The 23,629-nt window shown below is 68.9% G+C and carries 19 protein-coding genes; 4 read left to right on the forward strand and 15 right to left on the reverse strand.

The window, feature by feature from the left end:
- The first annotated feature begins 89 nt into the window (after positions 1-89).
- Positions 90-788 carry an aggregation-promoting factor C-terminal-like domain-containing protein gene (locus B0I28_RS27040; protein ID WP_181245600.1) on the forward strand — a complete coding sequence of 233 codons (699 nt, stop codon included), beginning with the start codon at positions 90-92 and terminating at the stop codon, positions 786-788.
- 7 nt (positions 789-795) lie between these two features.
- Here B0I28_RS27040 and B0I28_RS01715 read toward each other — a convergent pair whose 3' ends face one another.
- From B0I28_RS01715 to B0I28_RS01750, 8 genes are all read right to left on the reverse strand, one after another.
- On the reverse strand, positions 796-1,341 hold the full coding sequence (locus B0I28_RS01715; protein WP_106362078.1) for an SRPBCC domain-containing protein: 546 nt from the start codon (positions 1,339-1,341) through the stop codon (positions 796-798).
- Between the two features lie 36 nt (positions 1,342-1,377).
- A complete protein-coding gene (locus tag B0I28_RS01720) occupies positions 1,378-2,292 on the reverse strand; it encodes a hypothetical protein (RefSeq protein ID WP_106362079.1) in 915 nt (304 codons plus the stop codon).
- A gap of 93 nt (positions 2,293-2,385) precedes the next feature.
- The gene (locus B0I28_RS01725) at positions 2,386-3,174 is read right to left on the reverse strand and encodes a carbonic anhydrase (RefSeq protein ID WP_106362080.1); all 789 of its coding nucleotides are present in this window, start codon (positions 3,172-3,174) and stop codon (positions 2,386-2,388) included.
- Between the two features lie 86 nt (positions 3,175-3,260).
- Entirely contained in the window at positions 3,261-5,693 is a 2,433-nt protein-coding gene (locus tag B0I28_RS01730; RefSeq protein WP_106362081.1) for an AAA family ATPase, read from the reverse strand.
- Positions 5,693-6,847 carry a metallophosphoesterase family protein gene (locus tag B0I28_RS01735; protein WP_106362082.1) on the reverse strand — a complete coding sequence of 385 codons (1,155 nt, stop codon included), beginning with the start codon at positions 6,845-6,847 and terminating at the stop codon, positions 5,693-5,695. Before B0I28_RS01735 ends, B0I28_RS01730 begins: the two co-directional genes overlap by 1 nt.
- A 10-nt stretch (positions 6,848-6,857) precedes the next feature.
- Positions 6,858-8,570, reverse strand: a complete 1,713-nt coding sequence (locus B0I28_RS01740) for an ATP-binding protein (RefSeq protein WP_106362083.1) — start codon at positions 8,568-8,570, stop codon at positions 6,858-6,860.
- Positions 8,563-9,306 carry a pyrimidine reductase family protein gene (locus B0I28_RS01745; protein WP_245888847.1) on the reverse strand — a complete coding sequence of 248 codons (744 nt, stop codon included), beginning with the start codon at positions 9,304-9,306 and terminating at the stop codon, positions 8,563-8,565. The genes B0I28_RS01740 and B0I28_RS01745 overlap by 8 nt, the downstream gene beginning before the upstream one ends.
- A gap of 47 nt (positions 9,307-9,353) precedes the next feature.
- Positions 9,354-10,676, reverse strand: a complete 1,323-nt coding sequence (locus B0I28_RS01750) for a D-arabinono-1,4-lactone oxidase (RefSeq protein WP_106362084.1) — start codon at positions 10,674-10,676, stop codon at positions 9,354-9,356.
- A gap of 92 nt (positions 10,677-10,768) precedes the next feature.
- Here B0I28_RS01750 and B0I28_RS01755 point away from each other — a divergent pair, with 92 nt between their 5' ends.
- On the forward strand, positions 10,769-12,010 hold the full coding sequence (locus B0I28_RS01755) for an amino acid deaminase/aldolase (protein WP_106362085.1): 1,242 nt from the start codon (positions 10,769-10,771) through the stop codon (positions 12,008-12,010).
- A 60-nt stretch (positions 12,011-12,070) separates the two neighbouring features.
- On the opposite strand, the gene B0I28_RS01760 is transcribed toward B0I28_RS01755, so the two are convergent.
- Both B0I28_RS01760 and B0I28_RS01765 read right to left on the reverse strand, forming a co-directional pair.
- A complete protein-coding gene (locus B0I28_RS01760) occupies positions 12,071-14,881 on the reverse strand; it encodes a transglycosylase domain-containing protein (RefSeq protein WP_146147939.1) in 2,811 nt (936 codons plus the stop codon).
- Between the two features lie 301 nt (positions 14,882-15,182).
- Positions 15,183-16,823, reverse strand: coding sequence for an FAD-binding dehydrogenase (locus tag B0I28_RS01765; RefSeq protein ID WP_106362087.1), 1,641 nt, complete (start codon positions 16,821-16,823; stop codon positions 15,183-15,185).
- Between the two features lie 137 nt (positions 16,824-16,960).
- Here B0I28_RS01765 and B0I28_RS01770 point away from each other — a divergent pair, with 137 nt between their 5' ends.
- Positions 16,961-20,062, forward strand: a complete 3,102-nt coding sequence (locus B0I28_RS01770; RefSeq protein WP_106362088.1) for a DEAD/DEAH box helicase — start codon at positions 16,961-16,963, stop codon at positions 20,060-20,062.
- Positions 20,063-20,095: 33 nt separating this feature from the next.
- Here B0I28_RS01770 and B0I28_RS01775 read toward each other — a convergent pair whose 3' ends face one another.
- Positions 20,096-20,491 carry a hypothetical protein gene (locus B0I28_RS01775; RefSeq protein WP_219926499.1) on the reverse strand — a complete coding sequence of 132 codons (396 nt, stop codon included), beginning with the start codon at positions 20,489-20,491 and terminating at the stop codon, positions 20,096-20,098.
- A gap of 134 nt (positions 20,492-20,625) precedes the next feature.
- Here B0I28_RS01775 and B0I28_RS01780 point away from each other — a divergent pair, with 134 nt between their 5' ends.
- Positions 20,626-21,396, forward strand: a complete 771-nt coding sequence (locus B0I28_RS01780; RefSeq protein ID WP_106362090.1) for a transposase — start codon at positions 20,626-20,628, stop codon at positions 21,394-21,396.
- 35 nt (positions 21,397-21,431) lie between these two features.
- On the opposite strand, the gene B0I28_RS28400 is transcribed toward B0I28_RS01780, so the two are convergent.
- From B0I28_RS28400 to B0I28_RS01800, 4 genes are all read right to left on the reverse strand, one after another.
- Entirely contained in the window at positions 21,432-21,803 is a 372-nt protein-coding gene (locus tag B0I28_RS28400) for an isochorismatase family protein (protein WP_106362602.1), read from the reverse strand.
- A gap of 79 nt (positions 21,804-21,882) precedes the next feature.
- Complete coding sequence (locus B0I28_RS01790; protein WP_106362091.1) at positions 21,883-22,320, reverse strand: MarR family winged helix-turn-helix transcriptional regulator; 438 nt, start codon at positions 22,318-22,320, stop codon at positions 21,883-21,885.
- Between the two features lie 55 nt (positions 22,321-22,375).
- Positions 22,376-22,651: a hypothetical protein gene (locus B0I28_RS01795; protein WP_106362092.1), complete on the reverse strand. Its 276-nt coding sequence runs from the start codon at positions 22,649-22,651 to the stop codon at positions 22,376-22,378.
- Between the two features lie 144 nt (positions 22,652-22,795).
- Positions 22,796-23,611 (reverse strand): class I SAM-dependent methyltransferase, encoded by an 816-nt coding sequence (locus B0I28_RS01800; RefSeq protein ID WP_106362093.1) that lies wholly within the window; start codon positions 23,609-23,611, stop codon positions 22,796-22,798.
- Positions 23,612-23,629 lie beyond the last annotated feature (18 nt).

Raw genomic sequence — 23,629 nt, forward strand, 5'->3', positions numbered from 1 at the left:
CAGGCGGCAATGTGCCGTAATGTCGCCGTTACCGAGCGGTACGGAACCGGCTGCGGGTCCTTTTAGGGTTACCCCCGATGTTTACCCGCATGAAGACGACCCGAGCCAAGCACCGCTCCGACGAGCGCCGCCCCGGCGGCCTCCGGCACGTGGTGCGCACCCGGGTGTTCGTGTCCTCGGCGGCCGTACTGCTCGCAGTCGGCTCGGCGAGCAGCGCGAGCGCCGCGATCATCGCCACCGACGACCCGACCGCCGAGGAACGGCTCGCCGAGCAGATCGTCGCCGACGCCGGCACCGCCGACCGCCAGTGGGACGACGTGGAGTCCATGGACAGCATCCTGCCCGAGAAGGCGGAAGCGGCCCCCGGGACCGCGCAGTCCGACCCCGCGGAGGTCCCCGAGGAAGAGGAGCCGGCCGCCGAAGCGGAGACCTCGGACGACTCGTCGTCCGGGCCGAGCGTCGACATCTCGGCCGAGTGCTCCGACTACTCCGGCAACCAGGCCATCGGCTGCACCATGACGCTCGACGCCGGGTGGGACATGGGCGAGTTCCAGTGCCTCGTGGACCTGTGGAACCGCGAGTCCGGCTGGGACGAGTCCGCCTACAACTCCGGCTCCGGCGCCTACGGCATCCCGCAGGCGCTCCCCGGCGACAAGATGGCCGCCAACGGCGACGACTGGGAGACCAACCCGGCCACCCAGATCGCCTGGGGCCTCGACTACATCGAAGGCCGCTACGGCAGCCCGTGCGGCGCATGGTCGCACAGCGAGTCCAACGGCTGGTACTAGCAGTCCCTTAGTCTCGATCCGACGCGAACCCGGAGTTCGCTGACCCAGGGAGGCCCCGGCGCAGCCGCGCCGGGGCCTCCTGCCTCTCCCGCAGCGCCCCTTCGAGCCGGTTGAGCAGGAACTGGAGCGACCCGCGCAGGTGCGCCTCGTCCTGGCCCGGCTCCCCGGTGAGGGCCGTGAGCACGTACTGCTCGGTGTAGTCCAGGCGCGTGCCGCCGCCCACGGGGGCGAGCGCCACCGTCACCAGGGACACGTTGCGGCGCAAGCCGTCCACGCTCAGCTCGTACCCGAAGACGATCCGCCGGGGCTCCTCCAGGTCGAAGATCCGCGACCGCCACTCCACCAGCTCCGGCGCCCCCGAGGCCGCGAACACGCCCGTCGAGGTCTCGCCGCCGCCCACGCGGAAGTCCAGCTCATGGGTGCCGTCCTTGCCCGGGATGCGGAACCAGCGGTCGCGGAGCGCGAAGTCGGCGAACGCGGCCCACACCCGCTCGGGAGGGGCGTCCAGGTCGCGCGAGAGGGTCGCCGTGCCGTGCACGGGTGCGTCGGTCATGCCAGACCGAACACCGCCAGGGCCCGAACGCTTCCCTCAGCCGCCGGTCTCCATCGACGCCGCCCGCACCGAGCGCAGCAGCAGCCGCGGGTCGCCGAGCATCCGCTTCAGGCGCCGCTCCAGACCCGCGATCGGCGTCAGGTTCTGCGGCGCGCGGGCGTCCTTGTGGGCCGCGGACCCCAGCGGCGGGAGCGCCGCGGCGGTCGCGTCGGCGAGGGCGATCGCGGCCTCGTCGGTGAGGTCGTCGGAGGCTTCCAGGCGCGCCACGCCCGACCAGCCGCGCGAGCTCGTCCCGGGCAGCCGCAGGTACCACGTGTAGCGGGGCCAGCCCGACACCAGGTGGAACACGGGGGTGCGCTGGCCGGGGGCGAGCTTCTCGACCACGGCGTTCTGCTCGCCCTTGAGGTAGGACCTGGAGTGGCTCTTGATGTAGCCCACCGAGTTCGAGAGCTGGTCGCGCCCGCGCAGCGGCCCGTCGAGGACCGCGAGCTCGGCGTCCATCGCCACCATCGAGGCGACCTTCGCCTCCAGAGAGGCCATCGCGTGCTGGGCCGCGGAGATCAGCTCGCCCGGGTCGGCGGACTCGACCTTGCGGTACGGGTACCGCCCGAAGTCAGCGCCGGGGTCGACGGCCGCGAACAGGCCGCGCTCCACGTCCGCCTCGGCGACGGCGGAGACGTGCCCGTCGAGGTCGCAGGCCACCGCCCCGGCGGCCCAGGAGACGCACAGGCCCGGCCAGCGCTCCCCGCCTTCCAGGAGCTCGACCCGGGCGTCGATGCGGCGCACGCCGTCGACCACGACGATGCGGCGCGGGCCCGTCGCGGGCGCGTCGATGGGGCGCCAGTCCTCGGGGTCGAGCTCGATCTCGGTGCGCACGGTGCCCCCGGTGCGCGAGGGCGACTCGGGGTTGTCGGCGAAGGACGGGTCCCACGCGTCGACGGTGATCTGCAAGGCGCACCTGCTTTCAGGTCGATTGCGGCCCAGCCTACTTCCCATCGTCGACGCGCGCGGCGCGCAGGGAGGGCCGGGGCCCTCCCTGCACGCTCAGACCTCGATCTCGGTGACGACGCCGGTCTCCAGCGAGTACACGGCGCCGACGACGGTCAGCTCCCCGTCGGCGACGAGTTCGGCGAGGTTCGGGTGCTCCTTGAGCGCCTGCACGGTGAGGGCGACGTTCGCGGCGATCATCGCGTCCACGGGGTCCCCGGACTCCTCCTTCGCGGCCTCGTAGGCGGGCGTGAGGGCCTCCACGATCTCGGGGAGGTGGTAGCCGTGGTCCTCGGCCTCCTCGGCCTCCTCGCCCGCGTCGGCGGCGGCGAGCGCGTCGTGGGCGGCGGTGACGGCCCCGCACTTCTGGTGGCCCAGGACGACGAGCAGCGGGGCCTCCAGGGCCGCGGGCCCGTAGGACACGGACTCGGACACGAGCGGGTCGAAGGTGTTCGCGGCGGTGCGGGTGACCATGATGTCGCCGACGCCGGTGTCGAAGACCAGTTCGGGGGCGACGCGGGAGTCGACGCACGTGAAGACCGCGGCGCGCGGCGCCTGGCCTTCGACGAGCTCCTGGCGGGTCTCGACGTCGGCGTCGGGGTGGGCGGACTCCCCGGCGGCCCACCGCTGGTTCCCTTCGAGGAGGGCGTCCCAGATCTCCTCGGCCGTCTCCAGGTCCTTGAGGTCCGGGACTTCGGCTGCGGCGGAAGCGGTCTCGGAGGCTGCGGCGCCCCCGGTGTCGGTGGAGCAGGCGTCGAGGGCGAGCACGAGGGCGGAACCGGTGCCGATCGCCGCGGCGCCGGTGAGCAGCTTGCGGCGATTGCCGGAAACGTTGAGAGATTTCACGATTCAGGGATACTCCTGCCGCGCGGGCGAACAGGAGGTGAACGATTCCGATGTGCTCCCCGGCATACGCCGGGGCGGGCCCGCGTCTAGGTCCAGCTCTTCTCGACGTGGGACCCCTTGGCGTCCTTGGTGATCCGGAAGCGCACGGGCACGCGTTCGGCGAGTTCGGGCACGTGCGTCACCAGGCCCACGGTGCGCCCGGCCGACAGCGTGAGGGCCTCCAGCGTCGTCGCGACGGCGTCGAGGGTCTCGGGGTCGAGCGTGCCGAAGCCCTCGTCGAGGATGATCGACTCCAGGCACGCGCCGTGGCGCGCGAGGCTCGCGAGCTGGTCGCTCAGCGCGAGCGCCAGCGACAGCGAGGCCGCGAAGGTCTCGCCGCCCGAGAGGCTCCGCGCCGGGCGGGCCATGTCGGCGTCGTGGTGGTCCACGACCCAGAAGTCCTGCTCGCGGTAGATGAGGTCGTACTGGCCCGAGGTGATCTGGTTGAGCATCACCGTCGCGCCCGCCACGAGCTCGTCGAGGGCCTCCGACAGGAGCCACTCCATGAACCGCCGCGCCTCCAGGTGGGACGCGAGGGCCTTCGCGACCTCGGCTTCGTGCGCGAAGCGGCGGGTCTCGGCCTCCAGGTCCACGCGCTGGGCGCGGGCGTCCCGCAGCCGCGCGGACGCGGCCTTGGCGGACTCGACGGCGGCGGCGTGCCTGCCGACGTAGTCGCCGCCGGTGCCGGTGCGCGGCACTTCGATGTCGAACTCGCCCAAGGAGAGCCGCAGCTCCCCGCGGAGGGTCGCGGCGCGGCCGTCGAGTCCGGTCAGCTCGGTGCGGGCCGCTTCGCGTTCGGCCCCGGCCCGTTCCAGCGAGGCCGCGGCCCAGCCGACGAGGGCGTCCCAGCTCGCGGCCAGGTCGTCTCCGGCGGCGGGCGGGGCCAGTGCGGCGACCTGGTCGCGGGCGTGCTGGAACTCCTTCCAGGCGCGCTGCTGCCGCTCGTCGGCGGCCTGCTTGCGCTTCTCGGCCTCGCGCAGGGCCCGCCGGGCGGCCTTGAGGGCCGCGCCGGTGCCCGCGAGCTGCTGGCGGGCCTCCTCGGAGGACGCTCGCTTCGCTTGCAGCGCAGGCGGGTCGTCGACGCCTTCGAGGCGCTTCTTCAGGCGCCCTTCGGCGAGTCGCAGCTCGGTGAGCCGCTCCTCGTAGTTCTCCAGCTTCGTCTGGAGCGCGACGACGGCGGCCTGCGCGTCGCGGTGCTCGATCGTGGCGGTGCGGGAGGCCTCCTCGGCCTGCTGCATGGACTCGGAGAGGTCGTGCTCGGGCACCGTGTCGACGGGCCGGTCGCAGACGGGGCACTCGTCGCCGACGCTGAGCCCGGCCCGGAGGGTCCCGGCGAGCTCGGCCATCCGGACCTTGTGGAGGGACGCGTGCTGGATCTCGACCTCCTCCCCGGCGGCCTCCTCCAGCTCCTTCGCCTCGGCGAACTGGTCGCGCAGCTCCTCGGTCAGCTCCAGGCCGGTCTTCAGCTTCGACTGGGTCTCGGCGAGTTCGGCCCAGGCCTTGAGCTGGCGTTCGATGAGCGCGAGGTCGAGGCCGTCGAGTTCGCCGCGGAGGCGCTCGTCCTCGGCCTCGGTGGTCTCCACTTCGGACGCCTTGTCCGCGGCGGCGGCAGCGGCGTCGGCGACCTGCGCGGCGATGTCGGCGACGCCCTCGGGCCGCTTGATGTAGGTGAGGGACGCGAGGTTCGACTCCGCTTCGGCGAGGCGCCTGCGGGCGGCGTCCACGGCCGCGGCGAGCCCGTCGAGGGCGTTCGCCTTGTCGCGCACGGGCTCGGTGAGCTTCTCCAGCCGCTCGACGCGTTCGGCGGCGGCGGCCAGTTCGGCGTCGGTGACGGCGGGCACGCGCGCGAGCTGCGCTTCGAGGGTCTTCATCGCGGTCGTGGCGGCGTCCCGTTTCGCGCCCGCGAGCTGCTGGACCCGCCGGTACACGCTGTGCCCGAGGAGGTTCTCCAGGATCTTGCGGCGGTCGGCGGGGGAGGCGTGGAGGAACTCCGCGAACTCGCCCTGGGGGAGGAGCACGCACTTGGTGAACTGCTCGAACGGCAGGCCGATGACGCGCTCGGCGGCGCTGCTGACCTCGCTGGGGCTGCCCGCGAGCGCGCGGCCGAGGCCCTCGACGAGCGATTCGTCGTCGGCGGGGTTCACGCCGTCGGGGAGCTGCTCCAAAGCGGCCGTGGTGGTCTTGACCTTGCCGTTGCGGTCGCGGCGCAGGATGCGGGTCGCCACGTAGTGCGTTCCGGCGGCGGCGAACACGAGCCGCACCCGTCCCTCCACTGCGGACGGCGCGAGGGCGTTCTGCGTGGTGTTGACCCGCCACCGCGGCGTGCGCCCGTACAGCGCGAAGCAGATCGCGTCGAGCACCGTGGACTTCCCGGCGCCGGTGGGCCCGGTGAGCGCGAAGAAGTCGACGTCGGTGAAGTCGAAGGTCTCGGTGCCGGTGTAGGACGCGAAACCGTTGAGGTCCAGCCGGATCGGGCGCATCAGGCCTCCTCGGAGACGGTCTGGGTGTCCTCGTACAGGACCGAGAACAGCTTGGCGACCGCCGGGTCGTCGTGCCCGTTCTCGGTCAGGTACGTGCCGAACAGCTCGCCCGGGCTCCTCCCGGACCGCCGCTCGCGCGGCGTCTTCTGCTCCAGGCGCATGACCGGGTCGATGTGGATCTGGACCGCGCTGGGGAACAGGTCGGCGACCTCGGCGCGGAGCCCGGCCCGGGCGGGCTCGGTGACGAACACGCGCAGCCACGCCCGTTCGTCCACTTCGGTCTTCGCGAGGGTCTCCAGGTTCCCGCGCACGGTCTGGAGCGGCACGGCCTCGGTGAGCGGCACGGTGCGGACCTTCGCGGGGATGCCGGCGCTGACCTCGACGATCGCGACGCCCGGCGTGTGGTCCTCCTCGCCGAAGTCCACCGCGATCGGCGCCCCGGAGTACCGGATCGGGCACGGCCCGACGATCGCCTGCGCCCGGTGCAGGTGCCCCAGGGCCACATACGAAGTGGTGGGCGGGAAGATCGCGGCGGGCACGGCGTAGTCGGCCACGGTGTGGACCTCGCGCTCGCCGCCGCCCACTTTCCCTCCGACCACCGTGAGGTGCCCGGTGAACAGGTTGACGGTGTCGGCGCCGAAGTCCTGCGTGAGCGCGGCGACGAGGCGCCGCAGGTGGTCGGCGTAGTTCGCCTCGGCCCCGGCCGCGCCGAGCTCGAACAGCTCGGCGGCGCGCACGGCGTGGCGCTGGGCGATGAACGGCAGGGCCGCGCACTTCCACCGCTCCCCGTCCTTCGTCTCCCCGGTGATGAGGTGGTCGGCGGCCTTGCCGAGGCTGCCGCGCAGGTGGATTCCGGCGGCGTGGGCCCATTCGCGCAGCGCGTCGAGGGCCTTGCCGTTGTCGTGGTTCCCGGCGACGACGACCACTTCGGCGCCGGTGCGGCGCAGGGCCGACAGGGCCGCCGTCAGGAGCTTCTGCGCCTCGCTGGAGGGCGAGGCTGTGTCGAACAGGTCCCCGGCGACGATCACGAGGTCCACGTCCTCGGCTTTGGCGACGTCGACGAGCTGTTTGAAGACCGCGCGCTGCTCGTCGAGCCGCGGGCGACCCTTCAAGGTGACGCCGACGTGCCAGTCGGACGTGTGGAGAATCCGCATTGCTGAACCCCTAGAACGGAATGTCGTCTTCGTCGTCGCCGGCGAGGTCGAAGGGGTCGACCTTGGCGGTAACCGACCGTGCGGTGGCGGCCGGGGCGGACCCGGCCTCGGCGGGGCGGGTGGCCCACGCGGGGAACGGGAAGTTCACCACGAGGGGGACCGGGAGCTCGGGCTGCGCCACGAACATGGTGCCGGGCTTGGCCATGAGCACGCGCATGCGCTGCGCCTGCGTGAGGAACCCGTACTCGGGCCGCGTGGCCTCGGCCGCGTCCAGGCGGCCGACGACGCGGATCGCCGAGTTCGACGCGATGCGCCGCTCCACTTCGGACGCGGTCTGCTGGGCGCCGATGAGGATCACCCCGAGGGACCGGCCGCGCTCGGCGATGTCGAGCAGGATGTCCTTGATCGGGCTGGTGCCCTCGCGCGGCGCGTACTTGTTCAGCTCGTCGAGGACCACGAACTGGAGCGGCCGGGCCGTGCCCGCCTTCTCCTTGCGCTCGAACTCGCTGCGCAGCACCACGCCGACGACGAACCGCTGCGCCCGGTCGGGCAGGTTGTGCAGGTCGACCACCGTCACCTGCGCGTCGGACGACAACGCCGCGCCGCGGGGCGGCAGGTCGCCGCGGATGAGCCGTCCGATGTCGCGCCCGGAGGCGATGAGCCGCCTGATGAACGCGTTCACCGTGCCCAGGCCGATCGCCGAACCCGCCCACTCGGTGCGGGTCTCGTCGTCGGCGAGCCGCTCGCAGATGAGGTCGACGAGGTCCCGGTAGCTGGTGAGGAGCCGCCCGTCGACGCTGATCGCGCCGTTGTCCTTGGGTCGGGCCTCCTTCCGCAGCCGCGCGGCGACCTGGTGGACGACCATCGTGTACTGCTGGCGGTCGTCGTCGCCGTCGGCGAACACGAACGGCAGCAGGTTGAGCTGGCAGAACTCGGCGAGCGTCCAGTAGAACGCGTCGACGCCCGTCGACCGGCACGCCACGTCGGGCACCCCGTTCGAGTCCCCTTCGCGCGGCGGCGCGAGCACCTCCACGGACTTGAACGCGCCCGGCTCCATGCCCAGGCGCCGGTACGAGTCGCGCACCGTCTCGTCGATCTTCGTGTTGTCGTGGTCGAGGAGCAGCAGGTCCTCGCCCTTGACGTTGAAGATGAGCGCCTTCGTGTTCGCGGCCTCCGCGCCCAGCGCGCCCGAGTGCAGCAGCGAGTACAGCATCCACGTCGCGAACGAGGTCTTCGTGGCGACCCCGGAGATGCCCGAGATCGACACGTGCGCGCCGCGGGTGCCGTCGAGGAAGTCCGGGTTCAGGAACACCGGCTGGCCGTCGCGCGAGAACCCAAGGGGCACTTGGCGGGCCATGCCGTCGAAGTACAGGGCCCGGTCGCGGTCCTCGCCGGAGGCCCGCTGCACCTCGGCGCCCGGGCGCGGCGGCACGAACACCTCCGGCTCGACGCGGGTCACCGTGACCTCCGCGGCCTCCTGCACCTGCGCCGGGAGCAGCCCCCCGGCGATGTCGAACACGTCGGAGTCGAACTGGGCGCCCTCGTGGCGGCTGCGCACCGACGTGACCACCCCGGAGATGCGGACCGTGCCGACCCCCGGGACCTGCCGCTCGGTGGTGAGCACGTCGTCGAGCTGCGCGTACGCCTCCGGCCCGACGCCGACCCAGAACGACAGGGGCGTCGCGTCCTCCGTGCCCAGCACGCGGCCCACCGATTCACTCATCGCTCGATCCTCGCACGTAGCGCAGGATCAGATTGCCCCCGGCTTCGAGGACGTGTCGCAGCCGCAGCGGCACCGCCTCCGGAGCCGCCTCGCCCTCGGCGACGCGCATCGGGCCCGCCCCGACGAGCAGCGGCGAGATCGTCAGGTCCAGCTCGTCCGCGAGCCCCGCGGCGATCAAGGACCCGAACACGTGCGGCCCGCCCTCGCACAGCACCTGCCGCAGCCCCCGCTCGCGCAGCGCCGCCACCGCCGCCGTGAAGTCCACTTCGCCCGTGCCCGCGGCGATCACGTCCGCGACGTCCCGGAACGGCTCGACCGCGGCCTCCGGCAGGTCCGCGGGCACGATCAGAATCGGCCGCCGCGGCGCCTGCGTGAAGATCCCCGCCCCCGGGTCCAGGCTCGCCGTGCGCGAGGCGATCGCCATCACCGGCACCTCCGGCAGGCCCTGCGCCCGCCGCCACGCCATCCGGTCCTCCGAGAGCACCAGCGGCCCGTACCCCTCGGCCCGCACCGTCCCCGACCCCGCCAGGAGCACGTCGCACCGCGCCCGCAGGACCTTGAACACCCGCTTGTCCTCTTCACCCGAAAGGGGACCCGACAGGCCCTCCAGGGTCGCCGCTCCGTCGGCGCTGGACACGAAGTTCACCCGCAGCCAGTCCGGTCCGGGCGGCGCGTAGGCCTCGTAGACCTCGTCGTCGGTCAGTTCATCGAGTTTTCGGTACAGCACGTCTGCCACCGCTGAAACCTAGCCCACCCCTCCGACAGCGGCGCCCCGAACCCGCGTCAGGCCCCCAGCACCTTCTCCAGGTACGCGTTCGCGAAGCGCCGCTCCGGGTCCACCTCGTCGCGCACCCGCCGGAAGTCCTCGAAGTGCTTGTACCGGCGCGAGAGCTGCTCCGCGCCCAGCGTGTGCATCTTCCCCCAGTGCGGGCGCCCCTCGGCCGCGTCGAACACCGCCTCGCAGTCCCGGAAGTACGGCACGTGGTCGTGCCGGAAGAACTGGTGCACCGCCACGTACGCCGTCCGCCGCCCCTGCGCCGTCGACAGCCAGATGTCGTCCGCCGCCGCGAACCGCACCTCCACCGGGAACGACACCGTGTGCCCCTCCCGCTCCACCATCGCCTGCAACTCCCGCAGCACCGTCGGCAGCGCCTCCCGCGGCAGCGCGTACTCCATCTCCCGGAACCGCACCGTCCGCGGCGACGTGAAGATCCGGTGCGACCGGTCCGTGTACTCCCGGGCGCTCCACACCCGCCCCGCCACCCGGTTCAGCCGCGGCACCATCGACGGGAACCGCACCCCGACCCGGTTGCTCGCCGAGAACAGCGCGTTCTCCGTGAACGTCTCGTTCCACCAGTACGACAGGCGGCTCGGCGCCCGCGACGGCTCCGACATCGCGTGCCGGTTGTTCCGCTTCGTCAGCGTCCGGTCCGTGTGCGGGAACCAGTAGAACTCGAAGTGGTCGTTCTCCGCGACCAGCTCGTCCAGGCCCTCCAGGACCGCCCCGAGCCGCTCGGGCCGCTCCACCGCGTGCAGCCGGAACGCCGGCACGCACTGGAGCGTCACCTCCGCGATCACCCCCACCGCGCCCAGGCCCAGCCGCGCCGCCGCGAACAGCTCCGGCCGCTCGAACTCCGTGCACTGCACCGTCTCGCCGCTCGCCAGCACCAGCTTCAGGCCCTTGACCTGCCACGCGAAGCCCCGGTACCGGTCGCCCGTGCCGTGCGTCCCCGTCGAGATCGCCCCCGAGACGGTCTGCGCGTCGATGTCGCCCATGTTCTCCAGGGCCAGCCCGTGCGCGTCCAGGACCGTGTTCAGCGCCGCCAGCGTCATCCCCGCCTCGACCGTGACCAGCCCCGACTTCGCGTCCGCCGCCACGACCTGATCGAGCCCGCCCATGTCCACCCGCACGCCCTCGGGCACCGCGATCGCGCTGAACGAGTGCCCCGAGCCGACCGCCTTCACCCGCAGCCCGTCCTCCGCGGCGGCGGCCACCGCGGCCGCCAGCTCCTCGGACGTCGACGGGCGCACCGTCCGCACCGGCTCGGCGCCCTCGGTGCGCGACCAGTTCTGCCAGTGTGCGTTCTCGGCGACGGGGGTCCCCATGGCGGCGGTCCTTCCAACGGCTCTGTTGAATACGAGGTGTACTTCACGGTAGCTTTCATCTAACCCCACTTGACCTGCGGAAGGGAAGTCGGATGGGCTATCAGGAAGCAACGGGCTCGCCAGGGGCCGCCGTCGAAGGCGCCGCCGACCAGCGGTTCGACGTCCTCAACCGGGCGACGCGGGGGATACAGCCCCCGTTCGCCGCGGTCGATCTGGACGCGTTCGACACCAACGCGGCCATCCTGCGCCGCAATGCGATCGGCAAACCGCTGCGCCTCGCCAGCAAGTCGCTGCGCTGCCGCCCGCTCATGCGGCGCGCGCTCGCCCAGCCCGGCTTCAAAGGCATCCTCGGGTTCACGCTGCCCGAGGCCCTGTGGCTGGCCGAGGAGTTCGACGACGTCGTCGTCGCCTACCCCACCGCCGACACCGACGCGCTCCGCGCGCTCGCCGCCGACGAGCGCCTCGCCCGCCGCATCACCCTCATGGTGGATTCCGTCGAGCACCTCGACTTCCTCGCCCGGCACGTCGAGCCGAGCCCGTCGCGGCCGCTGCGCCTGTGCCTCGAACTCGACGTCTCGCTCGAACTCCTCGGCGGCCGCATCCACATCGGCGCCTACCGGTCCCCGGTCCGCACCCCCGACCAGGCCCTCGACCTGGCCCACGAGATCGACAAGCGCCCAGGTGTGCGCCTGGTCGGCATCATGGGCTACGAGGGCCAGATCGCGGGCGTCCAGGACGCCTTCAGTGCCGCTGCGCTGCGCTCGCCCCTGGTGCGGCTCATGCAGACCGTCTCCAAAGCCGAACTCGCCGAGCGCCGCGCCGAGGCCGTCGCGGCGGTCCGCCGCGTCACCGACCTCGAATTCGTCAACGGCGGCGGCACCGGCTCGGTCGCCTCCACGGCGGCGGACCCGTCGGTCACCGAGATCGCCGCCGGGTCCGGCCTCTACTCGCCCGCCCTGTTCGACGGCTACCGCTCGATCCGGCCGCTCCCGGCCGCGTTCTTCGCGCTGCCTGTCGTGCGCAGGCCCAAGCGCGGCATCGTGACCGCCCTCGGCGGCGGCTGGATCGCCTCCGGCGTCCCGGGCCCCGACCGCCTCCCCAAGCCCGCGTTCCCCGCCGGGCTCCGCTACTCCAAGACCGAGGGCGCCGGGGAGGTCCAGACGCCCCTGCGCGGCCGCGCCGCCGACGCGCTCGCCATCGGCGACCGCATCTGGATGCGCCACGCCAAGGCCGGGGAGCTCGCCGAGCGCGTCAACACGATCCACCTGATCCGGCGCGGCGAGGTCGTCGACGAGGTCCCGACCTACCGCGGCGAGGGCCGCGCGTTCGTCTGAGCCGCAACGCGAACGAACAGGCCCGGCGGGAGTACTCCCGCCGGGCCCGTTCACGTCGTGCTAATCGTCGCGGCCGCCGTTGCCGTTGCCGTTCCCGCCGCCGGTGGTGCACTGGCCCAGCCATTCCATGATCGGCGTGCACTCCTCGTTCCCGCCGCCTCCCGGCGGCCCCTCCTGGACGCAGTGCGAGTCGCCCGGCTTCGCCGCGCAGTACGGACTGTCCGCGTCGACCATGCCCTGCTCGTTGAGGATGTCGTCGATGATCGCGGAGCCCACGTGCTCGGCGTCGGTCCAGCCCTGGGTCTCGTACTGCTTCGCGTCGATGGCGCCCTCCATGAACTGCTTCCACACCGGATAGCTCAGGGTGCCGCCGAAGACGTTGTCGGTGCCGCCGTTCTTGTTCAGCAGCGGCGCCGACTCGGCGGTCGCGTTGCCGACCCATGAGGCGATGCTCAGCTGCGGGATCGCACCGACGTACCAGGTGTGGGCGTTGGCGTCCTCGTAGCCCTCGGCCGTGGCCTCCCACGTACCGGTCTTGCCGGTGAAGGGCCGGTCGATCGGGCCGGCGTCGCCGTCGATCTCGGAGCCGACCCACTGGAGGTTGCGCGCGATGCTCGCGTCCAGGGCCGGGGTCTCCTCCAGCTCGCGGATCGGCTGGATCTCGTTGCCGTCGCGGTCGAGGACCTTCTCCACGAAGTGGGTCTCGTTGTAGGTGCCGTCGTTCGCGATGGTCGCGTACACGGACGCCATGTCCAGCACCGAGGTCGGGTACTGGCCGAACGCGATGTGGTAGTAGAACGGCGAGTTCGGCGAGTCCAGGTCGAGCGGGGTGCGCACGGGCGAGCCGTCCTCGTTGACCTCGTCGAGCGGCGCGAGCGGGTCGACGTTGCCGTTCGAGTCGGTCACGTACGAGCCGTCCTCGTTCTGCTTGGTGCCGTGGCGCGAGTAGGTGATCGTGCCGTCGCCCTCGATGTAGAACCGGTACGTGACGGCCACGCCGTCCTCGTTCTGGGTCATGGTCCGCAGGCCCATCTGGATGGCGTTCTCCAGGATCGCGGTGGCGCCGTACTTCTCCGCGATCGCGTACATGGGCGTGTTGCGAGAGTTGCGGACCGCGTCGGTCAGCGTCATGTCGGTGTTCTCGTTGCGGCCCGCGTTCGAGATCGTGCCGTCGCCGATGCCCTCCATGGTGTCGAACTCGCGCGGCGAGTCCGAATTCCACCACGAGTCGATCGAGGCGCCGTGCTCGATCGCGGTCGCCGCGGTGATCATCTTGAACGTCGAGGACGGCGGGTGCGGGTTCTCCATGCCGGCCTTGTCGATGCCGAGGCCGTTCTCGCCGCCGTAGTAGCCGAGGACCCGGCCGGTGCCGGGCTCGACGGCGACGACGGCGTCGGCCATCGACTTGTTCTGGTCGGCGAGCGCGGCGTCGTCGTTCGAGTTCGTGAACTCGAAGAAGTCGTCGTCGTTGACGTACACCTCGGCCTCGTTGATGTCGGTGACGATCTCGCCGTCGACGTTGAGCATGTTGCCGTCTTCGTCCGTGACGCGCTTGAGGTCGCCGCGGCTGGCCGTGGAGTACGCGAGCTGCTGGATCTGCGGGTCGAGGGTCAGCTGGACGGTGTAGCCGCCGGTGCCCGCGTCCTTGCCGTAGAAGTCGTTCTGGGTGAGGCCGTAGCGGCTCTCCAGCTCGTCCCAGATGTAGCCGTCGTTCGGGTTGGTGATGAAGCCGGTCGCCACGTCGTGGCCCCACGTGCCCGGGTTCTCCAGCGCCTCGCGGGTCTCGGGCATCCCGGCGTCCAGTTCGGCCTGGATGTCGGCCTTCTGCTCGTCGCTGAGGGTCTCGATGGTCAGCAGCGACTCCATGCCGTGCGTCCACCGGTCGAGGGGCGCGGTGCTGTCCTCGCCCGCCAGGCGCGGGTCGAAGGACCCGTCGCCCGCCTTGACCTGCATGGTCAGCATCGTGGCCTGGCCCCAGGTCAGCTCGTCGACCGGCACGCCGAACCAGACCTCGGCGGCGGCGGCGATGCCGTAGCTGCCGCGGCCGTAGAAGTTCAGGTTCAGGTAGTGCAACAGGATGTCCTCTTTGGAGTACTGCTGCTCCAGCTTCATCGCCATGACCGCCTCGCGGGCCTTGCGGCCGTAGGAGAGGTCGTCGCGGATGTCCATGACCATGCCCGCGTACTGCTGGCTGATGGTGGACGCGCCCTGGGTGTCGCCGCCGGTGACGTTGTTGACGAGGGCGCGCATGGTGCCCTTGTAGTCGACGCCGTCGTGCTCGAAGAAGTCCTTGTCCTCCAGGGCGAGCAGCGACCAGACGACCTGGTCGGGGAGGTCCTCGTAGGAGTCCACGAGCTTGCGGGTGTACTCGCCGTACCCGGCCACGAGCGTGCCGTCCGAGTAGGTGATCGAGGTGGACTCGCCGAACTTCAGGTCCTTCGGGGCCGGCACGTTCTGGAAGAACCAGGAGCCGGCCACGGTGACCGCGCCGAGCATCATGAGGCACACCATGATGAGCGCCGCGTAGACGCGGCGGCGGCGCACGGAGATCTTCTTCTTCCGCTTCCTGCCGCCCGGCGGCGGGGTGCCCGGGCCGGACTTCGGCCTGGCGGCGCCGACGACGGAGGCGCGCCCGACCCCGGCGCGGCCCGCTGCTACGGGGCCCGGCGGGGGCCCGGCGGGGGCCCCTGCGGGCGGTCCGGGCGGCGGCCCGGCGGGCGGGCCCATCGGCGGCGGCGGTGCGCCGTGGCCCGGCGGGAGCCCGTGCGGCGGGCTCGCCTGGAAGCCGGGTCGCGGCCCTGCCGGAGGCCCTGCGGGTGGTCCGGGAGGTCCGGCCGAGGGGCCTTGGGCGGGGCGGTAAACGTCGCTCATGCTCAACCATCCACGAGTTGTGAGGTGCCGGTCCTCGACGCGCGGTCCGAGTCGGCTTCGGCGAGCGCTGCCGAAGGGTGGTGGGTCCGGCCGGCACCCGCAGAACCTTGGATGCTAGCGGACCACGCCCGGTAGGCGAGGAGTGCTCGGATTCGCGGGTGAGGAAGGCCGCTTATCGCCCACCTTAGACCGCCGGTGCGACTCTGCTTCCGTCCCACCGCGCCTGGTACCGCCCCTTGCGGCGACATTCCGGACACCACCGCCGATCACGGCGTTCCGTCCCCGTGACCCATTTCACCCGCTACTTCGCGGCACCCCTGGCGGCCTGCCGTCCCGAGAACAGGCACCCGCCCAGGAACGTCCCCTCCAAGGACCGGTATCCGTGCATCCCGCCCCCGCCGAACCCGGCGGCCTCCCCGGCCGCGAAGAGCCCCGGCAGCGGCTCCCCGTCGGCCTTCAGGACCCTGCTGTCCAGGTCGGTGTGCAGCCCGCCCAGCGTCTTCCTCGTCAGCAGGTTCAGCCGCACCCCGATCAGCGGCCCCGCCTTCGGATCGAGCAGCCGGTGCGGCGACGCGACCCGGATCAGCTTGTCGCCCCGGTAGTTCCTGGCGCCCCTCAACGCCGTCACCTGCAAGTCCTTCGTGAACTTGTTCCCCATCTCGGCGTCCCTCGCCTCGACCGCCGCCCGCACGGTCTCGTACTCCAGCAGGCCCTCCCCGGTGATCGCGTTCATCTTCGCCACCAGCTCCGGCAGCGTCCGGGCCACCGCGAAGTCGGCCCCGTGCTTCTTGAACGCCTCCACCGGCCCTGGCGCCCCCGGCAGCACCCGCTTCAGCAGCAGCTTGACGTCCTTCCCCGTCAGATCGGGGTTCTGCTCCGACCCCGACAGGGCGAACTCCTTCTCCAGGATCTTCTGCGTGAGCACGAACCAGGTGTACTCGTGCCCGGTCGTCATGATGTGCTCCAAGGTCCCCAAGGTGTCGAACCCCGGGAAGTAAGGAGCGGGCAACCGGCGCCCCGTCGCGTCCAGCCAGAGCGACGACGGCCCCGGCAGGATCCGGATGCCGTGCTTGGGCCAGATCGGATCCCAGTTCTCGATCCCCTCCGTGTAATGCCACATCCGATCCCGATTGATCACCTCCGCCCCGGCGTCCTCGGCGATCCCCAGCATCCGCCCGTCCACATGCGCTGGCACGCCGGAAATCAGCCGCTTGGGAGGCGTCCCCAACCGCTCCGGCCAGTTCTGCCGCACCAGATCGAAATTCCCGCCGATCCCCCCGGAGGCAACGATGACGGCGCCGGCACTGATGGAGAACTCCCCGAGCGCTTCCCGGCTCGTCGACACCCCGCGAGCGGACTCGTCAGGAGAAAGCAGCGTCCCGGAGACTCCGGTGACCCGCCCGCCCTCGACCTCCAGCCGATCGACGCGATGCCGGAACTTCAGCTGCAACCGCCCATCGCCGACGGCCTGCCGCACCAACCTGACGAACGGCTCGATGATCCCCGGCCCGGTCCCCCAGGTGATATGGAACCGCGGCACGGAATTCCCATGCCCCTGCGCCGTGTACCCCCCGCGCTCGGCCCACCCCACCACCGGGAAGAACCGCACCCCCAACGAGTGCAGCCACGCCCGCTTCTCGCCCGAAGCGAAGTCGACATACGCCTCGGCCCACTTGCGAGGCCACGCGTCCTCATCCCGATCGAACCCCGCGGTCCCGACCCAGTCCTGCCACGCCAGCTCCCGCGAGTCCCTGATCCCCATGAACCGCTGCTCCGGCGAATCAACCAGGAACAACCCCCCGAACGACCAGAACGCCTGCCCCCCAAGCGACTGCTCGCCCTCCTGATCGACAACCGTGACCGTCTTCCCCAGCCGCACCAACTCAGAGGCAGCAACCAACCCCGCCAACCCACCCCCGACGACAACGACGTCACTGCCCATCGCCCGACCACCTTCCCAAGCAGCGAATACACCCCTACCGGCGCGTAGCAGAGGTATATCAGTACCTCGAACCTCCGTCAACCAACCTGGAAAATGCGTGGTGAGCCGGCTTGTCCTTGTGCCATTAGACTTTGCGCATGTCTGAGCTCGAACCCGGTGTGCATGAGGCCCTTGTGACGGAAGCGATTCGAGAGAAGTTGGCGTCTTTCGATGCGGATTTGATCAGACAGGCGGATCTCGACAAATTCGACTATGAGGAGATGCTGGCGCGGTTCCTCGGAGACCTTACGCGCAAAGTGCTCAGGCGGGCCGGAGGCTCAGACGGGGAGCTGGCGAACCAAGTCAGTATCACGAATCGCATTGTTGAGGCCCTCGCTGCGATCCACGAGGACGAAGGAGACAACGACTCACGGCTGGTCACGGAGCATCCGAAGGTCCTGCTCGATATCGCGGAGAATCGGCTTCCTGATGGATCGGTGAACTTCCCGTCCCGGCCGCAGGTTGCCCTCACCAGCAGCGCCTTGTTGGTCAACGGCCGGGAGCAACCACAAATCGGACATGAGGTCGCCATGGAGCTGCGGACGGCTGATCGAGTTGATCTCCTGTGTGCCTTCGTGAAGTGGCATGGCCTTCGACTTATCGAGAAAGAGCTGACCGACTTTATCGACCGAGGTGGTCGGCTGCGGGTCATCACGACCACCTACATGGGCGCCACTGACGCGGCGGCTGTTGAACGTCTGCGTGACCTGGGGGCCGAGGTTGCGGTCTCATACGACACGCGCCGAACCCGCTTGCACGCCAAGGCGTGGCTATTTCACCGCGCATCGGGCCTGGACACCGCCTACGTGGGTTCCTCGAACCTCTCAAGATCGGCCATGCTCGATGGCCTTGAATGGAACGTCCGGCTGGCGCGTGCTGAGCAGCCGCATCTCATTGACACCTTCGCTGCGACGTTCGAGGAGTACTGGAACGATCCTTCATTCGAGCCATACAAGTCCGAAGACGATCGTGTTCGACTGAAGGAAGCGCTCGACGCGGAAAATGGAGTCAAGATCGATCAGCTGACGATCGCTAACATCGACGTCATCCCATATCCCTATCAAAGTGAAATCCTGGATGAGCTAGCCGCGGCAAGGGAAGAACACAGCCACTGGCGGAACTTGGCTGTCATGGCAACCGGGACGGGTAAGACGATTGTTGCTGCGCTGGACTATGACCGGCTGCAACGAGCGGGAACCGTGAAAACCTTGCTTTTTGTCGCACACCGCAAGGAGATCCTCGAACAAAGCCTGGCAACCTTTCGAACCGTACTGAAGAATGGCTCGTTTGGTGAACTCATGGTCGACGGCAACCGACCTTCAAAGTGGCAGCATGTGTTCGCATCAATTCAATCACTTGGTTCTCTGACTGATCTAGAACCAGATCATTTTGACATGATCATCATTGATGAATTCCATCATGCTGCTGCGAAGTCCTACGAGAAGCTCCTCGACCACGCTGACCCGAAGGTCCTGCTGGGCCTTACTGCAACGCCGGAGCGGACTGACGGGCAGGACATCCTTCACTGGTTCGATGACAACAAGCCGACGGTGGAGCTCAGACTTTGGGAGGCGCTCGAACGAGGTCTCCTTGTTCCGTTCCACTACTTCGGGATCCATGACAACGTCGATCTTTCCGGAGTTGCCTGGAGACGTGGTCAGGGGTATGTTCCCGCCGAACTGGCCCAACGCTACATGAGCATCGATACCCGAGTGCCCCTCGTCGTACAGGCGCTGAAAGACAAGGTCGGAAATATAGGCGCGATGAAGGCGGTGGGGTTCTGCGTGAGCATCGAACATGCCAACTTCATGGCTGAACGGTTCGAACACCACGGTATCCCTTCACGAGCCATCACCTCCAAGATGACCTCGGTGGAACGAGCAGAGGCGTTGGCGCAGCTCAAGAACGGCATGCTGAAGGCTGTATTCACCGTGGACCTATTCAACGAGGGTGTCGACGTACCCGACATCGACACGGTCCTGTTCTTGCGGCCTACGGAGAGTGCAACGGTGTTCCTCCAGCAGCTTGGCCGGGGGCTCCGTCTGACCAAGGACAAGGCGGTCCTCACGGTCCTGGATTTCGTGGGGAACCAACACCGGGAGTTTCGATTTGACAAGCGCTTCACTGCGCTCACCGGCATCGCCCGGGGTCGACTGGCAGATGGAGTCGAGGCGGGGTTCCCGACTTTGCCTGCCGGTTGCTCGATCGACCTCGACCGTGAAGTCAGCCGGATCGTGCTCGCCAACATCAAGCAGTCGCTGGCCTACAGCATCAGGGATGCGAGCGAGGAGCTTCGCAGCCTGGGCAGGATCAGCCTTCGGCAGTACCTGCATGAGTCTGGCCGAGAACTTGAGGACCTCTACGCCGGAGACCGAGGTGGTTGGGCCCGCCTGCGACGCGAGGCAGGCATGGAATCGCGACCGCTCAGTGACCAGGCATTTGACAAGCAGCTTGGAAAAGCATTCAACCGCATGCTCCACATCGATGACCCGCGTCGCCTTGAGTTCCTCCGGGGCATTCTCCAAGGTGACACTCCGCCTCAGTACTCCGAGTTCAGCGACTTCGAGAAGCGGATGCTTGCGATGCTGCATGTGGGTATCGACAGCACGAAGCCGATCGCCAGCATCAGCACGACTCTGGAACGACTGTGGGGAAACCCCGTCCGAAAAGACGAACTCATTGAGATTACGGAGATCCTCCAAGACCGGGTCCACCGAGTTGCGAAGCCAGTTGATGTAGTTGCTCACTTGCCGCTCCGATTGCATGCCCGTTACACGAAGGACGAATTGTTGACGGCGTTCGGTATGGACAGGCCTCGTTACTGGGTCGCAGGAGTCCGGTATGTGCCCGAGGAAGCGGCTGATGTCTTCATGGTTACCATCGACAAGAGTGGTACAGGGTTCAAGCCATCAACGATGTACAACGACAGGGCAATTTCACTTACCCGCTTTCAATGGGAGTCGCAAGGTAACACTTCGTTGGCTTCTCCTACCGGCCAGCGGTACATCAATCACGACCAGCTGAAGAACTCGATCCACCTCTTCATTCGTCACATCAAAGAAGACTCCGGACCCTTCCTGTATTGCGGCCCGATGCACTATCGAAGCCATCAAGGCGAGAACCCTATCCAGATTGAATGGGAGCTCGAACATGAGCTACCTGCGGACGTCTTCCATTATGCAAAGGTCACTACCGGCTAAGGGCTGTCCCGTAAGTGCTCGGTGGAGCCTTGGTCAGTTCGCTTCTGGGGCGCTTCCGGTGGCGCCAGCATCGCGCAGCGACTTCCCCAGCGGCCCGGTGAGGTTGCGGGGATACCGGCGCCACCACCACCAGTCGGGCTCGCGGAGCTTATGGAAATGGGAGAGCGCTGCGCCGTCGTCGGCGATGGTCGCGGCCGTGAAGCGGTTGTCCAGGGCCATCAACCTCGGTGTCCAATCCTGGACTACGAAGTCATGGAGCAGCCCAGACGCCTCCCAGAGCCAATTCCGGCTGTAGAGGTCGTTGGTGTACTCGTGGATGGTGTGGCTGTAGCCCTGTTCAACCTCGCCCACCAGTCGCTCCCACTTGTCGACCATCTCAGCGACGGTGAACGCCTTCCGCCAGCCGTCCCGATGCAGCAGCTCGCCCACCTCTACCTCGCCATACGTACTCATTGCGACAGGTTCTCACAGACATCCTGCAGATCAAACGGGTATCTCCGACCGCTCGCTGATTTCGAGCCTCCCGAATCGAACGCCGTTGGAGCGCAATAGATCATGATGTTGTGTCAGGAGTGATCTCGGCGGGGGACGATTCGATGGTGCTCCTATTCAGCGGGCTGAGTCCTGGCCGGTTCGCGAACCTGGTCCGTCAGCTTCGCCGGGAAGGTGCCGATCCTGCAGTCCGGGGCCGCCCTTGGAAACTCACCTTTGAGGATCGGGTGCTGCTGGTCGCAGCCTACTGGCGTACCAACCTCACGATGCGTCAGATTGCGGCGTTGTTCGGCACTTCGAAGTCGGCTGCCGACCGGATCATCGATGACCTTGCGCCGAAACTCGCGCTCCGCCCAAGGCAGCGGTATGCGCCGGAGACGGTGTTGATCGTTGACGGCACGCTGGTTCCGACCAGGGATCACGCCGTCGCGGCCAAGTCGAAGAACTACCGATACTCGACCAACCATCAGGTGGTCATCCATGCTGACACCCGACTGGTGGTCGTCGTAGGGGAGCCCCTGCCGGGCAACCGCAACGACTCGATCGCCTTCGCCGCCTCCGGCGTCGACCACGCCACCCGCACCGCAACAGTCATCGCTGACGGCGGCTACCAAGGCACCAGAGCGGTGATCCCCCACCGGCGCAGGGCTAAGGACGAGTCACTTGTCGACTGGAAGGAGGCGCACAACGCTTCCCACCGAAAGGTCCGCGCGCGTATCGAACACACCTTCGCGAAGATGAAGGTCTGGAAAGTGCTGCGCGACTGCCGACTACGCGGCAATGGATCAGCCGAAGCGATGGCCGGCATCGCCCGGCTCCACAACCTCACCCTCGAAGACTGACACACCGCGAGCACCTCAACGGAACAGGCGGACAGTCAACTTACGGGACAGCGCTTAGCCTGCAGAGCGTGAAGGACTTCTTCTGTGGTGCCGGTTTCGGCTATTAGGGGGAAGATCTTGGTCGTTGCGTGGGTGTGGGATTCGGTGGTGAGGTCGGTTGTTGCGTCGGCGGGGATGGTGAGGTTGTAGCCGTGTTCGTGGGCGGAGCGGGCGGTGGATTCGACTCCGAGGGTGGTGGCTATGCCGGTGATGACGAGGTGGGTAATGGCGTGGCGGCGGAGGTGGAGGTCGAGGTCGGTGGCGTGGAAGGAGCCCCAGGTTCGTTTGGTGATGACGGTGTCGGCGGGGTGGGCGAGGCCGTCGAGACGACGACGTCGGCGAGCTTGTTGGGGGCCGTAGGGCGTGATTCGCTGCCTTTTGCAGGTCGATGATGAGGAGCGCGGTTCGCTCGTCGAGCTTAGTGATCGGCATGTTCCTGGGTGCTTTCTAGTCGGTGGTGAGGCGTTCGAGGAGCTTGAGGGCTTCGGCGAGCGTGGTTCGCTCTGCCGGGGTGAGGCGGTCCCGGATGGCTGTTCCCAGCCATTCGTCGCCCTCTAGCTGGGCGCCTTGGAACATGGTTCGGCCGGTGGGGCTGAGAGAGATGAGTTGGCGGCGGCCGTCTGAGGGGTCGGGGCGGCGTTCGATGAGGCCGCGTTCCTGGAGGGCGGCGAGGGTGGGGACGACCGCTTGGGGGCGGATGCGTTCGGCGGCGGCGAGGGCGCTGACCGAGGCGTCGCCCTCCTTGCCGAGGCGGCTGAGGAGCGAGGCCTGGGAGGGTGTGAGTCCTTGGTTGTCGGAGAGCTCCTTGAAGCGCCGGTAGAGGCGGCCGAACACCGCCCGCAGGTCGCGGGCGATGTTCGGCGACGAGTCTCCTGGGCTTGACATGCGAAGCGCCTAGTTGTTCAAGCCTTCTTTACCAGGCTTGCTTGAAGAGTTTCGACTACTGCGGCGGGCCCGGGAGTTCGGTCGGGGGTGGGGGGAGCTCCCAGGCGGCGTGGCGGAGCTGGGTGACCAGGTGGTCGGCCGCGGCCTCGACGTCGTCCTTGCGGAGCTTGTCGGGGAGGCGGTTGGTGGCGATGCGGGAGAGGATCAGCACGTTGAGGGCCGTCTCGCGCAGAAGCTGCGTCAGCGGGATGCGGTGGCGCGCCCCGGCGAGGGTGGTGATGGCGTCGGCGAGTTGATCGAGTTCGGGGTATTCGGCCTTGGGTGTCTCCATCGGGTTGCTCCTTTGGGTGTGCAGTTGTGCTTGCGGCAACTCAGAGGGTATGGACGACTACCGACAGTTCTCGACTAATTGCGAGGGTGGTGTGGTCAGGGTCTCTCCGTGAACCGGGCTCTTGTCTGCCCGGTTCACGGGAACCTATGCACGGCAGAGGATCTCGCCGTGGGGGATCATCAGCCAGGATTCCTCGGCGGCGCCCCAGGCCTTCCAGGCGTTGGAGATCGCCTGGAGCTCATCGGCAGTGGCGTGACCGCCGTTGAGGGCCTGCTTCGCGAAGTCGGAGTGGAGGCTGCGGTCGGCCCAGAGGCCGCCCCACCAGGTGCGGTCAGGCTCGTCGGAGAAGGTCCAAGTGGACGAGGTCGCCTCGATCGCCGTCTCGGGGAACCCGGCCTTCAGCGCCCAGGACTTGAGGCGGCGGCCGGCGTCGGGCTCGCCGCCGCCCGCGCGGGCGACGGTCTCGTAGAGGTCGAGCCAGGCGGTCAGCCCCTCCGACTCCGGGAACCAGGTGAAGGCCGCGTAGTCGCTGTCGCGCACCGCGATCAGGCCGCCGGGCTTCGCGACGCGGCGCATCTCGCGCAGGGCCTGGACGGGATCGCTCACGTGCTGGAGCACCTGGTGCGCATGAACGATGTCGAACGTGTCGTCCGGAAACTGGAGACTGTGGACGTCGGCCTGCTCGAACCTCGTGTTCGTGAGCCCGCGCTCGGCCACCGCGGCCTCGGCCTTCGGCAGGATGTCCGCGACGTAGTCCACCCCGGTCACCTGCCCGCCGTGCGCGATCTCCGCGAAGTCCGCAGTGATCGTGCCCGGCCCGCACCCGATGTCGAGGATCGTGTGGTCCGTCTTGAGGTACGGGAGCAGATACCCCGCCGAGTTCTCGGCCGTGCGCCAAGCGTGCGAGCGCAGCACCGATTCGTGGTGGCCGTGGATGTACTTCGCAGTCTCGTGTGCCATGCCGCAGAGACTACCTCT

The sequence above is a fragment of the Glycomyces artemisiae genome (assembly GCF_003002955.1).
Taxonomy (GTDB): Bacteria; Actinomycetota; Actinomycetes; order Mycobacteriales; family Micromonosporaceae; genus Glycomyces; species Glycomyces artemisiae.

Bases quoted from the DNA above. Each gene is read 5' to 3' on its own strand.
- B0I28_RS27040 (WP_181245600.1), top strand. From the start codon at position 90: ATGAAGACGACCCGAGCCAAGCACCGCTCCGACGAGCGCCGCCCCGGC.
- B0I28_RS01715 (WP_106362078.1), bottom strand. From the start codon at position 1,341: ATGACCGACGCACCCGTGCACGGCACGGCGACCCTCTCGCGCGACCTG.
- B0I28_RS01730 (WP_106362081.1), bottom strand. From the start codon at position 5,693: ATGCGCCCGATCCGGCTGGACCTCAACGGTTTCGCGTCCTACACCGGC.
- B0I28_RS01735 (WP_106362082.1), bottom strand. From the start codon at position 6,847: ATGCGGATTCTCCACACGTCCGACTGGCACGTCGGCGTCACCTTGAAG.
- B0I28_RS01740 (WP_106362083.1), bottom strand. From the start codon at position 8,570: ATGAGTGAATCGGTGGGCCGCGTGCTGGGCACGGAGGACGCGACGCCC.
- B0I28_RS01750 (WP_106362084.1), bottom strand. From the start codon at position 10,676: ATGGGGACCCCCGTCGCCGAGAACGCACACTGGCAGAACTGGTCGCGC.
- B0I28_RS01755 (WP_106362085.1), top strand. From the start codon at position 10,769: ATGGGCTATCAGGAAGCAACGGGCTCGCCAGGGGCCGCCGTCGAAGGC.
- B0I28_RS01760 (WP_146147939.1), bottom strand. From the start codon at position 14,881: ATGAGCGACGTTTACCGCCCCGCCCAAGGCCCCTCGGCCGGACCTCCC.
- B0I28_RS01765 (WP_106362087.1), bottom strand. From the start codon at position 16,823: ATGGGCAGTGACGTCGTTGTCGTCGGGGGTGGGTTGGCGGGGTTGGTT.
- B0I28_RS01770 (WP_106362088.1), top strand. From the start codon at position 16,961: ATGTCTGAGCTCGAACCCGGTGTGCATGAGGCCCTTGTGACGGAAGCG.
- B0I28_RS01790 (WP_106362091.1), bottom strand. From the start codon at position 22,320: ATGTCAAGCCCAGGAGACTCGTCGCCGAACATCGCCCGCGACCTGCGG.
- B0I28_RS01795 (WP_106362092.1), bottom strand. From the start codon at position 22,651: ATGGAGACACCCAAGGCCGAATACCCCGAACTCGATCAACTCGCCGAC.
- B0I28_RS01800 (WP_106362093.1), bottom strand. From the start codon at position 23,611: ATGGCACACGAGACTGCGAAGTACATCCACGGCCACCACGAATCGGTG.